We start from the raw sequence: 14,509 nt of genomic DNA, 5'->3' as shown, positions 1-14,509 counted from the left end.
GGGCCGGTACCGCGCACGGACGCACCGCGCGCACAGACGAAACGGCGGTGGGGCGCCCCTCTCAGGAGGGACGCCCCACCGCCGTTGTCGCGTGCGGTCCGGTCAGCCGCTGTTCGCCGGCAGCCAGCCCGTCTGGACCAGCTGCGCACCGCGCTTGCGCGTGATGAACGTGGCCCGTCCGGGCGTCAGGCTCTGGCCCTTGATGTTGCCCATCAGCGGACCCTCGGCCGGGTCGGCGGACAGGATCAGACCCTGCGCACCGAGCTCCTTCGTACGCTGCATCACCGGCTCGAACGAGGAGCGTCCGGCACCCGAGGAGCTGCGCGCGATGATCAGGCGCAGACCCAGGTCACGGGCGAACGGCAGGTACTCCAGCAGCGGCTGCAGCGGGTTGCCGCTGCTGGTCGCCACCAGGTCGTAGTCGTCCACGATCACGAACGCGTCCGGCAGGTCGTACCAGCTGCGGTTGCGCAGCTGCTCCGGCGTGACGTCCGGGCCCGGCATCCGTCGGCCGAGTGAACCGGCCAGACCGGTGATGACCTCCTGCAACTGCGGCCCCGCGGCGCAGTACTTGTACATGTGGCTCTCGGGGATCTCGCCGAGCAGGGCGCGACGGTAGTCGGAGACCACCATGAGCGCCTTGTCCGACGGATACCGCTCGGCGATCTGCTTGGCCAGCAGCCGCAGCAGCGAGGACTTTCCGGACTCGCTCTCGCCGTAGATCACCAGCAGCGGGTCGGTCTCGAAGTCGATGAACGCCGGGGACAGCGTGGTCTCGTCGACACCGATCGCGACGCCGTGCTCCGGGTAGTCGTTGCCCTTGGGCAGCTCGTTGACGTGGAGCATCGTCGGCAGCATCCGCACCGCGGGGGCGGGCTCGCCCTGCCAGTGCTCGCTGACCGTCGACACCAGGTTCGCGATGCCGTCGCTGAGCGTCTCCGGGTCGCTCATCCCGTCCAGCCGCGGCAGCGCCGCCAGGAAGTCGAGCTTGTCGGGGGACATACCGCGACCGGGCTTGCCCATCGGGACGTTCTCCGCGCGCTTGCGGTCGAACTCCGACTCCATCGGGTCGCCCAGGCGCAGCTCGACGCGGTTGAGGAGCTGGTCGCGCAGTGCGGGCCGCACCTCGGTGTAGCGCGCACCGGCGATGATCAGGTGGACACCGAAACCGAGACCACGGGCGGCGATGTCCAGGATCACCGGGTCCATCTGCTCGTAGTCGGTCTTGAACGTCGCCCAGCCGTCGATGACCAGGAAGACGTCGCCCCACTTCTGGTCGGGGTAGGTGCCCGCGGCCCGCCGCTGGCGGTAGGTGCCGATCGAGTCGATGTTGTTGGCCCGGAAGAACTCCTCGCGCTCGTTGAGGATGCCGACGACCTCGGAGACCGTACGGCGCACCTTCTCCGCGTCCAGACGCGAGGCGACGCCACCGACGTGCGGCAGGCCCTCCATGGTCAGCATGCCGCCGCCGCCGAAGTCGAGGCAGTAGAACTGCACCTCGGCCGGGGTGTGGGTGAGCGCGAACGAGGCGATCGCGGACCGGATGAGGGTCGACTTGCCGGACTGCGGACCACCCACGACCAGACCGTGACCGGCACCGGCGGAGAAGTCCAGGTACATCACGTCACGCCGCTGCTCGAACGGCTTGTCCACCAGCGCGACCGGCACCACGAGCTTGCCGAGCGCGGTGTACTCCGGTGCGTGCACGCCGCGTTCGGGCGTGACCGCGAGCGTCGGCAGCAGCTGGTTGACCGTGGGCGGCTCGTCCAGCGGCGGCAGCCACACCTGGTGCGCCGGCGGGCCCTGGCCCTGCATGCGCTGGACGATGACGTCGAGCACCGTGTCGGCGAGCGCGTCGTCCTGCTCCGGCTCGACCGGCTCGACCGGCGTGGGGTCCTCGATGATCTGCTCGACGACCGGAGCCGCGGTGAACGGCACCGGCAGCCGGTTCGTCCGGCTGCCGCCGGGGCCGCCGCCGGCACCCGGACCGCGGTACGGGCCCGAGACGTACGCGGCCTTGAACTGGACCATCGTCTCGGTGTCGTACTTGAGGATGCCGGAACCCGGCACGTTCGGCAGGTGGTAGGCGTCCGGCACACCGATCGCGGTCCGCGACTCGGCCGCGGAGAAGGTCCGCAGACCCAGCCGGTAGGACAGGAAGGTGTCCAGACCGCGCAGCTTGCCCTCTTCCAGACGCTGCGAGGCGAGCAGCATGTGCACACCCATCGACCGGCCGATACGGCCGATCTGGATGAACATGTCGATGAAGTCGGGCTTGGCGGTCAGCAGCTCGGAGAACTCGTCGAGCACCATCACCAGCGAGGGCAGCGGGTCCAGCGGGGCACCCGCGGCACGCGCCTTCTCGTAGTCGGTGATGTTGGCGTAGTTGCCCGCGGAGCGCAGCAGCTCCTGACGGCGCTGGAGTTCACCGGTGATGGAGTCGCGCATGCGGTCGATGAGGGTGACGTCCTCACCGAGGTTGGTGATGACGGCCGCGACGTGCGGCATCTCCGACATACCGGTGAAGGTGGCGCCACCCTTGAAGTCCGCGAGGATGAAGTTGAGGGTCTCCGAGGAGTGGGTCACCGCGAGCGCGAGCACCAGGGTGCGCAGCACCTCGGACTTACCGGAACCGGTCGCACCGACACACAGGCCGTGCGGGCCCATGCCCTCCTGCGAGGCCTCCTTGATGTCGAGCATGACGGGCTGGCCGTCCTTGTCGACACCGATCGGCACCCGCAGCCGCTCGTGGAGCGTGCGCGGCCGCCAGGTACGCGACACATCGACGGAACCGGCGTCACCGAGGTTCAGCAGATCCGTGAAGTCCAGGTTCGACAGCAGCGGCTCCTCGCCGTCCGCGCCGGAACCGGCCCGCAGCGGGGCCAGCTGGCGGGCCAGCGCCTCCGACTCGGCGATCGAGAGGGTGTCGCAGACACCGTGGTAGACCGCACCGCTGGCCGACTCCAGCACCAGCTTGCCCGGCCACACCTGTACGGCCAGACCGCCGCGGATCTCGTCCAGGTCGCCCGGGACGACCTCCAGGATCGTGACGCCCTGCAGGCCCTCGGCCCCGGCGATCACCGAGTCCATCGGCACCTCGCCGCCGTCGAGCACGACCACCACATGCGGGCTGTCGGTCACCGGAGTGCCCTGCGGGTTGAACCGCCCGCGGCCCTCCAGGTCGTCCGCCAGCAGCTCCTCGATCTCACCGAGGTCGCCGACGACCAGCCGGCGCGTCCCCGCGCCGTCCGTGGTCTTGTCCTGCACCTGCGGCAGCCACTTGGTCCACTCCCACTCGGCCTGCGCACCGGGCGCGGCGACGACCGCCACCACCAGGTCCTCGGGCGAGTGCAGGGTGCACAGCTGGGCGACGATGGCGCGCGAGGCGCCGTAGACGGTGTCGGGGTCACCGGAGACCGTCAGGTGATAAAAGGCCCGCAGAGAGACGGCCAGCGGCAGGCTGTCCAATTGCCCGTGCTTGTCGAGGAATTCCTTCATCGCATGCGCGGTCAGCGGCTCCAGCTCGTCGACCGGAGCGGTCTCCGGAGCCCGCAGGGGAGTGGCCAGCTGCTGCGGCCCCAGCCCCAGTCGTACCTGCCCGAAGTCAGGGTCGGTCGCCCGGCGTTCCCATACGCGTTTGCCCTCGGCCACGATCGACCACAACTGGCTCGGATCGGGGTGGGTGAACAGCTGCGCGTCGCGCTGTTTGCGCGCGGTGCGCCGTACCTCTTTCCGCTTCTGCGCAAGGTACTTGAGGTAATCCTGCCGCTCTTGCAGCATTTGCCCGGAAGGCCCTTGGCGGGCTTTGACGATCTGCACGATCGCCATTGCCAGGGTGGACGCCACCATAAAGCCGCCCATGATTTTCATGAACGGCTGGTTGCCCATGAACAAGAATCCCGCCGAAGACGCCATACCCATCATGGGCATAAGGGTCATCAGCATGTTCTCTGATTCGCCCTCACGCGGAAGCTCCGGAGGCGCCTCGAGTGTCACCTCCTCCGAGGGAACTTCAGGTGGCAGCGCGCGGGGCGGGCGCTTGACGATGACAACGCTCACCGAGGCATCAGTCCTTCATGCATCTCGCAGTCTCGGACCGCCCCCGTTGGATTCGACGGTCCCCCCGGGCCAAGTGCTTGGCCCGAACCAGGCGTTGATCCTACTGTTAAACGTCAAGTCTCGGGGTGGGTGGGGCGGTCGCCGAATTGGGCGGTACGCTGACGCCTCGCGAGCGTGCCCACAGCCCCGAAGTGACGGCTCCATATATAGGGCGCGCGACGCGACAAAACGCCCAACGGATAGGGGGAACCGCCAGGTGAGCACGAGTACTGGCACCGGCTTTTGCCGGGTCACAGTCGCCGCGCCGGATGCACGGATTGACGTGGCTCTGCCGGAGGACGTCGCACTCGTCGACATTTACCCGGAGATCCTGAGGCTCTCCGGGCAGTCGCAGGCGGAGGGCGCACCGACCGGCTATCACCTCGTACGCCGCGACGGCACGGTTCTCGACGCCGGACAGTCACTCGCGCAGCAGCAGATCCTCGACGGCGACCTTCTCCTTCTGAAGCCGTTCGCCGAGTCGCTGCCGCTCCCGGTCTTCGACGACGTCTCCGACGCCGTCGCCTCCGCCGTGAAGCGCAACCGCAGCCGCTGGAGCGACGACCTCATGCGTGTCGTCGGCCTCACCGCGGGCGTGCTGCTGCTCGTGATGATGGCCTTCGCCCTCTGGTTCTCGAACCCCGCCGACCGCGACATGCACCGCCTGCCCGGCATCATCGCCGGTGTCGTCGGCATCGTGCTGGTCGCGCTGGCCGGTGTCCGCGCCCGTGTCTACGACGACCACGGCTCCTCCATCGCGCTGGGCCTGGCCGCGCTGCCGCATCTGCTGCTCGCGGGTTCCGGCATCTTCCCCGTGGAGGAAGGGGCCGGCCCCGGCCGGCTGCACCTCCTCGTCGGCTGTGTGACCGTACTGATCGCCTCCGTGCTGCTGGTGGTCCTGCTGCCGCGCGGTGATGCCCCCTTCGTCGCCGCCGCGTTCCTGGCCGCCATGGGGACCCTCGCGGTGTTCGCCGCGATCCTCACCGACGCCGCGCCCCGCGAGGTCGCCGCCGTCACCGCGGTCGTCTCGATCGCCCTGGTCGCCTGGCTGCCCGGCCTCTCCGCACGCTTCGCCCGGCTGCCCATCGGCTACAAGTCGCCCGACCAGATCGCCAAGGGCTCCTACGACAACGGCGGCGAGACCGAGTCCGTCGACTTCGTCAAGATCGGCAACCAGGCCAAGCGCGGCCACGAGCTGCTGCTCGGCCTCGTCGCCGGCTGCGCCGCCCTGACCGTCGGCTCGGCCGGTGTGGTCCTCGGCTTCTCGGACAACATGTGGGCCCAGCTGCTCGCGCTGACCGCCGGCATCACGATCATGCTCCGCGCCCGGCTCTTCGACTACACCGCACAGGTCGCCTGCCTGACCATCGCCGGCATCCTCACGATCGTCCTGCTCATCCTGGGCATCGCGCTGAACCCGCCGACGGAGATCTTCGTCGACCTGCTCCGCTTCCGGGACTCCGGTCCGCTGAACATCCGCACCGTCTGGTTCTCCGGCAGCATCGCGGCGGGCGCCGCCCTCCTGGTAGGCGTCGGTCTGGTCGTTCCGCGCAAGGGCGTCACCCCCTTCTGGGGCCGGATCTTCGACATCTTCGACGGCCTGGTCCTGCTGTCCCTGGTGCCGCTGTGCCTGGCGGTCCTGGAGGTGTACGGCAAGGTGCGAGGCCTCACCGGCAACTGAGGCACCTGCTCACCGGCTGTTCCGCGGCCCCCCGACCACCCGGTCGGGGGGCCGTTTTCAACTGGTACGCTGTGTGACGGCCCGGACGAGTCATCCAAGATTCCCTGTGATGTCAACCAGGGACGCTCACCGGCCGGAACCCTGAGGAGTACCGCGTGTCGCTCGACGCCGCTACGAAGAAGCAGATCATGACCGAGTTCGCCACCAAGGAGGGTGACACCGGCTCCCCCGAGGTCCAGGTCGCGATGCTCTCCCGCCGCATCTCGGACCTGACCGAGCACCTCAAGACCCACAAGCACGACCACCACTCCCGCCGTGGTCTGCTGCTGCTCGTCGGCCAGCGCCGCCGCCTGCTGCAGTACCTGGCGAAGAAGGACATCACGCGCTTCCGTGCGCTGGTCGAGCGCCTGGGCATCCGCCGCGGCGCGGCGGGCGCCAAGTAATTAGAATGCGCCGCAAAGGGAGCGGTTCCCGCTAGGGGCCGCTCCCTTTGCCGTACGCACCGGACACTCGCGCCACCTCATGGTGGACGGAAGCTTTGTAGTCTGGTGCCATATCGCAAAACTGAACGCGGTAGGAGCGCCTCCTGGCCGCCGGTCCTCGGTAGTGGCCCCCGGACGATCCATGCACGCCATGTGTCATCACCCCGGGTGCTTCGATCGAAGACCGGCCCGCACCGGCGCTCCACCGAAGACGGTCCGCCGCCATACGGGCAGCGGACGCTGACGAGGAGATATTCCTGGTGGAGAACGAGACCCACTACGCCGAAGCCGTGATCGACAACGGTTCCTTCGGCACCCGCACCATCCGCTTCGAGACGGGCCGCCTGGCCAAGCAGGCCGCCGGTTCCGCCGTGGCGTACCTGGACGACGACACCATGGTGCTGTCGGCCACCTCCGCTTCCAAGACGCCGAAGGACCAGCTGGACTTCTTCCCGCTGACCGTCGACGTCGAGGAGCGGATGTACGCAGCCGGGAAGATCCCCGGTTCCTTCTTCCGTCGTGAGGGCCGTCCCTCCGAGGACGCGATCCTCACCTGCCGGCTGATCGACCGGCCGCTGCGCCCCTCCTTCAAGAAGGGCCTGCGCAACGAGATCCAGATCGTCGAGACGATCATGGCGCTCAACCCCGACCACCTCTACGACGTGGTCGCGATCAACGCCGCCTCCTGCTCCACGCAGCTCGCGGGCCTGCCCTTCTCCGGCCCGGTCGGCGGCACCCGTGTCGCCCTGATCAACGGCCAGTGGGTGGCGTTCCCGACCCACACCGAGCTCGAGGACGCCGTCTTCGACATGGTCGTGGCCGGCCGCGTCCTCCCGGACGGCGACGTCGCGATCATGATGGTCGAGGCCGAGGCCACCGAGAAGACCATCCAGCTGGTCAAGGACGGCGCCGAGGCCCCGACCGAAGAGGTCGTCGCCGCCGGTCTCGAGGCCGCCAAGCCCTTCATCAAGGTCCTGTGCAAGGCCCAGTCGGACCTCGCCGCCAAGGCCGCCAAGCCCGTCGGCGAGTTCCCGATCTTCCTCGACTACCAGGACGACGTCCTGGAGGCGCTCACCGCCGCGGTCAAGGACGAGCTCTCCCAGGCGCTGACCATCGCCGGCAAGCAGGAGCGCGAGGCCGAGCTGGACCGCGTCAAGGCCGTCGCCGCCGAGAAGCTGCTCCCGCAGTTCGAGGGCCGCGAGAAGGAGATCTCCGCCGCGTACCGTTCGCTGACCAAGAACCTGGTCCGCGAGCGCGTCATCAAGGAGAAGAAGCGGATCGACGGCCGCGGCGTCACGGACATCCGTACGCTCGCCGCCGAGGTCGAGGCCATCCCGCGGGTGCACGGTTCCGCCCTGTTCGAGCGTGGCGAGACCCAGATCCTGGGCGTCACCACCCTCAACATGCTCCGCATGGAGCAGCAGCTGGACACCCTCTCCCCGGTGACCCGCAAGCGCTACATGCACAACTACAACTTCCCGCCGTACTCCGTCGGTGAGACCGGCCGCGTGGGCGCCCCCAAGCGCCGCGAGATCGGCCACGGCGCGCTCGCCGAGCGCGCCATCATGCCGGTCCTGCCGACCCGCGAGGAGTTCCCCTACGCGATCCGCCAGGTCTCCGAGGCGCTGGGCTCCAACGGCTCGACGTCCATGGGCTCGGTCTGCGCCTCGACCATGTCGCTGCTGAACGCCGGTGTGCCCCTCAAGGCCCCGGTCGCCGGTATCGCCATGGGCCTGATCTCCCAGGAGATCGACGGCCAGACCCACTACGTCGCCCTCACCGACATCCTCGGTGCGGAGGACGCCTTCGGCGACATGGACTTCAAGGTCGCCGGCACCAAGCAGTTCGTGACCGCGCTGCAGCTCGACACCAAGCTCGACGGCATCCCCGCCTCGGTCCTGGCCGCCGCGCTGAAGCAGGCCCGTGACGCGCGTCTGCACATCCTGGACGTCATGAACGAGGCCATCGACGTCCCGGACGAGATGTCCCCGAACGCCCCGCGGATCATCACCGTCAAGATCCCGGTGGACAAGATCGGTGAGGTCATCGGCCCCAAGGGCAAGATGATCAACCAGATCCAGGAGGACACCGGCGCCGACATCACGATCGAGGACGACGGCACCATCTACATCGGTGCCGCCGACGGCCCGGCCGCCGAGGCCGCCCGCGCCACGATCAACGGCATCGCCAACCCGACCATGCCGGAGGTCGGCGAGCGCTACCTGGGCACGGTCGTCAAGACCACCACCTTCGGTGCGTTCGTCTCCCTGCTGCCGGGCAAGGACGGCCTGCTGCACATCTCGCAGATCCGCAAGCTCGCCGGTGGCAAGCGCGTGGAGAACGTCGAGGACGTGCTCGGGGTGGGCGCCAAGGTCCAGGTCGAGATCGCCGAGATCGACCAGCGCGGCAAGCTCTCCCTCATCCCCGTGATCGAGGACGAGGACAAGGCCGCGGACGAGAAGGACGACGCCGCCAAGTGACGTCCCGTACGCACACGACGACGGCCCGCACCTCTTCGGAGGGGCGGGCCGTCGCCCGTACCCAAACGCTTCTCAAGGGCACCGCCGGCGCCGGTACGGTCCGCCGGACCACCCTCCCCGGCGGTCTGCGGATCGTCACCGAGACGCTGCCGACGGTCCGCTCCGTCACCTTCGGGATCTGGGCGCACGTCGGCTCCCGCGACGAGACCCCCGCCCTCAACGGCGCCACGCACTACCTCGAGCACCTGCTCTTCAAGGGCACCGAGCGGCGCAGCGCGCTGGACATCTCCGCCGCGATCGACGAGGTCGGCGGCGAGATGAACGCCTTCACCGCGAAGGAGTACACCTGCTACTACGCGCGGGTGCTGGACACCGATCTGCCGCTCGCCATCGACGTGGTGTGCGACATGCTCACCGGTTCGCTGGTCGAGGCCGAGGACGTGGACGCCGAGCGCGGGGTCATCCTCGAAGAGATCGCGATGACCGAGGACGACCCGGGCGACTGCGTGCACGACCTGTTCGCGCACACCATGCTCGGCGACACCCCGCTGGGCCGCCCGGTGCTGGGCACCGTCGACACCGTCAACGCCCTCACCCCCGAGCGCATCCGCCGCTTCTACAAGAAGCACTACGACCCCACGCACCTCGTCGTCACGGCCGCCGGCAACGTCGACCACGCCAAGGTCGTCCGCCTGGTCCGCCGCGCCTTCGAGCAGGCCGGGGCCCTGGACCGGACGGACGCCGTCCCGATCGCGCCGCGCTCGGGCAACCGCGCCATCCGGACCGCCGGCCGCGTCGAACTGCTCAACCGCAAGACCGAGCAGGCCCACGTGATCCTCGGGATGCCCGGAATGGCGCGCAACGACGACCGGCGCTGGGCCATGGGCGTCCTGAACACCGCCCTGGGCGGCGGAATGAGCTCGCGCCTCTTCCAGGAGGTCCGTGAGAAGCGCGGGCTGGCCTACAGCGTGTACTCGTACACCTCCGGCTTCGCCGACTGCGGTCTCTTCGGCGTCTACGCCGGCTGCCGTCCGAGCCAGGTGCAGGACGTCCTCAAGATCTGCCGCGACGAACTCGACCAGGTGGCGACCCAGGGTCTCACCGACGACGAGATCCGCCGCGCGGTCGGACAGCTGCGCGGGTCCACTGTCCTCGGTCTGGAGGACACCGGCGCGCTGATGCACCGCCTCGGCAAGAGTGAGCTGTGCTGGGGCGAGCAGATGTCGGTCGACGAGATGCTCGCGCGGATCGCCGCCGTCACCCCGGACGAGGTGCGCGAGGTGGCCCGCGACGTGCTGGGCACCCGCCCCTCGCTGTCCGTCATCGGCCCGCTGAAGGACCGGCAGGCGGCCCGGCTGGACGACGTCGTCGCCTAGGCACGCCGCGATACACCAAGAGAAGGACGGGAAACGATGAGCAAGCTGCGCGTGGCCGTACTGGGAGCCCAGGGACGCATCGGCTCCGAGGCCGTACGGGCCATCGAGGCCGCCGAGGACATGGAGCTGGTGGCCGGGCTCGGCCGGGGCGACAAGCTGGAGACGCTGGTCGAGGCCGGCGCCCAGGTGGTGGTCGAGCTGACCAACCCCGGTGCCGTGATGGGCAACCTCGACTTCTGTGTGCGGCACGGCATCCACGCGGTGGTGGGGACCACCGGGTGGACCGACGAGCGCCTCGCGCAGCTGCGCACCTCGCTCGCCGCCTCGCCCGGGGCGGGCGTGCTCATCGCCCCGAACTTCTCCATCGGCGCGGTGCTGACCATGCGGTTCGCCCAGCAGGCGGCCCGCTTCTTCGAGTCGGCCGAGGTCGTCGAGCTGCACCACCCGAAGAAGGCGGACGCCCCGTCCGGCACCGCCGCCCGTACCGCCCAGCTGATCGCCAAGGCCCGTGAGGAGGCCGGCTGCGCCCCGCAGCCGGACGCCACCACCACCGCGCTGGACGGCGCCCGTGGCGCGGACGTGGACGGCATCCCCGTGCACTCCGTACGGCTGCGCGGTCTGCTGGCGCACCAGGAGGTGCTCCTCGGCGGGGAGGGCGAGACCCTCACCATCCGCCACGACTCCCTCCACCACAGCAGCTTCATGCCGGGCATCCTGCTCGGCGTGCGCCGCGTGGTCTCCACTCCGGGCCTGACCGTGGGCCTGGAAAACTTCCTCGACCTGGGCTGACGCGCATGGGCGGAAAGATCACGTACTTCTTCCTCGCCACCGTGCTGGTCCTGGTGTTCGGTGTGGTGGCGCTGGAGGGCGTACTTCTCCTGATGACCGGCGAGCCGGCTGCCATGGGCATGGGCGCGGTGGCGTTCCTGCTGCCGGGCATCGGCGGCTGGTTCCTCTGGCACAACACCCGCTTCGCGCGCGACGCCCACCGGCTGGCGCACGTCCTGGAGGCCGAGGGCGGCCTGCCGGCCGACGAGCCGGCGCGGACCCCCGGCGGCCGGATCGACCGGGACGCGGCCGACGCGGTCTTCGCCCGGCGGCAGGCCGAGACGGAGGACGCGCCGGGCGACTGGCGCACGTGGTTCCGGCTCGCGGTCGCCTACCACGACGCCCGGGACACCCCGCGCGCCCGGAAGGCGATGCAGCGCGCCATCGCCCTGCACGACGAGAAGCCCGTAGCGGCTGCCTAGCAGGGGCCCGGCGGCGCGGGTTCGGCCGGTCCCGCGCCGCCGGGCCCTCAGGCGCGGTACTCCGCCGCCCAGGCCTCCAGTACGTCCGCGGCCCGCTCGAACGCCTCCGGACGGGACAGGAAGTCGCCGTTGTGGTCCGTGAGCAGGGACCGCAGCGGCTCGCCCTGCGTCCGCTCGACGATCAGTGCCTGTCCCTGCACCGTCCGCGGCAGCCCCAGCCAGCGCACCGGCTGCTGGCGGGTGCGCACGGAGGCGACGGCGCTCCACGGCTCGGTCGTCGTCCGCAGCAGGTTCACCTGCCGCAGACCGTGCGCGCTGACCCACACGCCGACCCGCAGCAGCCGCAGGGCGCCGGCGATCATGGCCGCCCCCACCACCGCACAGGCCGCGGCGCCGGGCAGCGAGCCGGCCATCGCGATGATCATCGCGGAGATCAGTACGAACGAGGCGAGCAGCAAAAACACCGCCGCCGCCCCCACCCGCCACGGTCCGGGGCGGTAGGGACGGCGCCAGTGGTCGGGCTCGTCATGCGGAAGTGCGGCCGAATCCGCGGCAGGGGTGTCGAGATCGAGGTCGCGGTCGGCCGTCAGGAAGGGCAGGGGCACGGCTGATCCTCACTCATGGTCACGCTGACTGAAGCTGTGACCGGTGAGGCTATCGGGACCGGCGGAGCGGAACCACTTCGCGGCACGCCCCGCCCGCCCGGTCAGCGATGAGCGGCCTCGGACTGATGCACCCGGCTCGACCCGGAGCTGTCCTGCTGCAGTGCGGGAACGCCGAACAGGAGGGCGCCGGCAAGGCCGCCCACGACTGTCAGCGTGATGAGAGACTGGCCGAGGAGCTGCGCACGAGAGGCGCGCTGCCGCGGCGGGGGAGTGACATTGCTGCGGAACCGGTCTGCCTCGGCAACGAAGGCGAACGGGACGGGCTCTCGCCGGCGGAACATGAGCGGGCTCTCCTAGGAACCTCGAAGTGGGCACTGTCACAGGGTTAGACGTCTGTGGCGACCAGTTGGTGCCCGTTTTCAGGGACTTCTGTGAAAAATATCAACGGCCGCTCCGTGCGCTGCTATGACGCGCCCGTTTTGCGGCTAACGCGGCATCACGGCGAGTTTCCCGGGCTGTCAGTGGCGGCCCGTAGGCTGGGCGCGCACGAGGAACGAACGGAAGGAACCGCCGGTGTCCCACACCCCCGCCGAGAGCACTGAGAGCCCCGACAGTGCAGCCGCCAGCTTCCGGAGCGAGGTGACGGTCGAGCTGGTCAAGCACAGCGCCGCGGACAGCGACGTGCTGTGGGCGGCCCGGGTCTCCACGGCCGGCGAGCAGTCCCTGGAGGAGCTGCAGAAGGACCCGGAGCGCTCCAAGGGCCTGATCAACTACCTCATGCGGGACCGGCACGGCAGCCCCTTCGAGCACAACTCCATGACGTTCTTCATCAGCGCGCCGATCTTCGTCTTCCGCGAGTTCATGCGGCACCGCGTCGGCTGGTCCTACAACGAGGAATCCGGCCGCTACCGCCAGCTGGAGCCGGTCTTCTACGTCCCCGGCGAGTCCCGCAAGCTCATCCAGCAGGGCCGCCCCGGGAAGTACGTATTCGTCGAGGGCACCCCCGAGCAGCACGAGCTCACCAGCCGCGTCATGGAGGACTCCTACCGGCGGGCCTACGAGGCGTACCAGGAGATGCTCGCCGCCGGGGTCGCCCGCGAGGTCGCCCGTTCGGTGCTCCCCGTCGGCCTGTTCTCCTCGATGTACGCGACCTGCAACGCCCGCTCGCTGATGCACTTCCTCGGCCTGCGCACCCAGCACGAGCAGGCGAAGGTGCCGTCCTTCCCGCAGCGCGAGATCGAAATGGTCGGCGAGCAGATGGAGGCCCACTGGGCCGAGCTCATGCCGCTCACGTACGGCGCATTCAATGCGAACGGCCGGATCGCTCCGTAAGGCCCAGGTTGCGGGCCCTGTCCGGAGCGCGCAGGACAGACGTGCGAAGTGTCCGGATTGCGGCATTTTGAGAAGTTCATCTACGCTGAACAGACGGACCCGGCACTGCTTGAACCCCCGAGCAGGCAGTGCCGGAGTCCACATCCCTGCTCCCCAGAGGCGCATCCCGTGGTGAGCTACGAGTAGCGTGGGACCCATGGCTCCGACTTCCACACCGCAGACCCCCTTCGGGCGGGTGCTGACCGCCATGGTCACGCCGTTCACGCCGGATGGCGCTCTCGATCTCGACGGCGCTCAGCGGCTGGCTGCCCACCTGGTGGACGCCGGCAACGACGGTCTCGTCGTCAACGGCACCACCGGAGAGTCCCCGACCACCAGCGATGCGGAGAAAGCCCAGCTGGTGCGCGCGGTGGTCGATGCGGTCGGCGATCGCGCCTTTGTCGTCGCCGGAGCCGGTACCAACGACACCCGCCACAGCCTGGAGCTGGCCCGCGCCGCCCAGGACGCCGGCGCCCACGGCCTGCTCGCGGTGACGCCGTACTACAGCAAGCCCCCGCAGGAGGGCCTGCTCCGGCACTTCACGGCCATCGCGGACGCCACCGACCTGCCGGTCATGCTCTACGACATCCCCGGCCGCAGCGGTGTCCCGATCAACACCGAGACCATCGTCCGGCTCGCCGAGCACCCCCGGATCGTCGCCAACAAGGACGCCAAGGGAGACCTCGGCCGCGCCAGCTGGGCCATCGCCCGCTGCGGCCTCGCCTGGTACAGCGGCGACGACATGCTGAACCTCCCGCTGCTCTCGGTCGGCGCCATCGGCTTCGTCTCCGTGGTCGGCCATGTCGTCACCCCCGAGCTGCGCGCCCTCCTGGACGCCCACCTCAACGGCGACGTCACCAAGGCCACCGAGATCCACCAGAAGCTGCTGCCGGTCTTCACCGGCATGTTCCGCACCCAGGGCGTCATCACGACCAAGGCCGCCCTCGGCCTCCAGGGCCTGCCGGCCGGCCCGCTGCGTCTGCCGCTCGTCGACCTCTCCCCCGAGGAGACCGAACAGCTCACGCGCGATCTCGCCGCCGGCGGGGTACAGCTCTGATCACAGACTTCACAACTGAATACGGACCAACAACCGCCTCATAGCAAGTGCACGAATGTCATGCGCGCCACGTGCCCTCGACGGCAGCGTGGCGTGTGTGGTGAGGAGA

The 14,509-nt window shown here is 69.5% G+C and carries 11 protein-coding genes; 8 read left to right on the top strand and 3 right to left on the bottom strand.

Annotated elements, in window-relative coordinates; all coding sequences use genetic code 11:
- Nucleotides 1-102: 102 nt before the first annotated feature.
- Nucleotides 103-4,059: a type VII secretion protein EccCa gene (eccCa, locus tag Scani_RS02385; protein WP_159469552.1), complete on the bottom strand. Its 3,957-nt coding sequence runs from the start codon at nt 4,057-4,059 to the stop codon at nt 103-105.
- Nucleotides 4,060-4,315: 256 nt separating this feature from the next.
- Here eccCa and eccD point away from each other — a divergent pair, with 256 nt between their 5' ends.
- From eccD to Scani_RS02355, 6 genes are all read left to right on the top strand, one after another.
- Entirely contained in the window at nt 4,316-5,779 is a 1,464-nt protein-coding gene (gene eccD / locus Scani_RS02380) for a type VII secretion integral membrane protein EccD (RefSeq protein WP_159469550.1), read from the top strand.
- A gap of 155 nt (nt 5,780-5,934) precedes the next feature.
- Nucleotides 5,935-6,222 carry a 30S ribosomal protein S15 gene (rpsO, locus tag Scani_RS02375; RefSeq protein ID WP_030991941.1) on the top strand — a complete coding sequence of 96 codons (288 nt, stop codon included), beginning with the start codon at nt 5,935-5,937 and terminating at the stop codon, nt 6,220-6,222.
- A gap of 299 nt (nt 6,223-6,521) precedes the next feature.
- Complete coding sequence (locus Scani_RS02370) at nt 6,522-8,741, top strand: polyribonucleotide nucleotidyltransferase (protein ID WP_159469548.1); 2,220 nt, start codon at nt 6,522-6,524, stop codon at nt 8,739-8,741.
- Complete coding sequence (locus Scani_RS02365) at nt 8,738-10,117, top strand: M16 family metallopeptidase (RefSeq protein WP_159469546.1); 1,380 nt, start codon at nt 8,738-8,740, stop codon at nt 10,115-10,117. The genes Scani_RS02370 and Scani_RS02365 overlap by 4 nt, the downstream gene beginning before the upstream one ends.
- Nucleotides 10,118-10,153: 36 nt before the next feature.
- On the top strand, nt 10,154-10,906 hold the full coding sequence (dapB, locus tag Scani_RS02360; protein ID WP_159469544.1) for a 4-hydroxy-tetrahydrodipicolinate reductase: 753 nt from the start codon (nt 10,154-10,156) through the stop codon (nt 10,904-10,906).
- Between the two features lie 5 nt (nt 10,907-10,911).
- Complete coding sequence (locus Scani_RS02355; protein ID WP_159469542.1) at nt 10,912-11,367, top strand: tetratricopeptide repeat protein; 456 nt, start codon at nt 10,912-10,914, stop codon at nt 11,365-11,367.
- Between the two features lie 47 nt (nt 11,368-11,414).
- Here the strand turns inward: Scani_RS02355 and Scani_RS02350 are convergent, their stop codons facing one another.
- Both Scani_RS02350 and Scani_RS02345 read right to left on the bottom strand, forming a co-directional pair.
- A complete protein-coding gene (locus tag Scani_RS02350; protein WP_159469540.1) occupies nt 11,415-11,972 on the bottom strand; it encodes an SCO5741 family PH domain-containing membrane protein in 558 nt (185 codons plus the stop codon).
- Between the two features lie 101 nt (nt 11,973-12,073).
- The gene (locus Scani_RS02345) at nt 12,074-12,313 is read right to left on the bottom strand and encodes a hypothetical protein (protein ID WP_159469538.1); all 240 of its coding nucleotides are present in this window, start codon (nt 12,311-12,313) and stop codon (nt 12,074-12,076) included.
- Nucleotides 12,314-12,545: 232 nt separating this feature from the next.
- Between Scani_RS02345 and thyX the strand changes: the two genes are divergently transcribed.
- The gene (gene thyX / locus Scani_RS02340; protein WP_159469536.1) at nt 12,546-13,304 is read left to right on the top strand and encodes an FAD-dependent thymidylate synthase; all 759 of its coding nucleotides are present in this window, start codon (nt 12,546-12,548) and stop codon (nt 13,302-13,304) included.
- 196 nt (nt 13,305-13,500) lie between these two features.
- Nucleotides 13,501-14,400 (top strand): 4-hydroxy-tetrahydrodipicolinate synthase, encoded by a 900-nt coding sequence (dapA, locus tag Scani_RS02335; RefSeq protein WP_159469534.1) that lies wholly within the window; start codon nt 13,501-13,503, stop codon nt 14,398-14,400.
- Nucleotides 14,401-14,509: the final 109 nt, after the last annotated feature.

The organism is Streptomyces caniferus, assembly GCF_009811555.1.
Taxonomy (GTDB): Bacteria; Actinomycetota; Actinomycetes; order Streptomycetales; family Streptomycetaceae; genus Streptomyces; species Streptomyces caniferus.
This window is presented reverse-complemented; position numbering and strand designations above follow the sequence as displayed.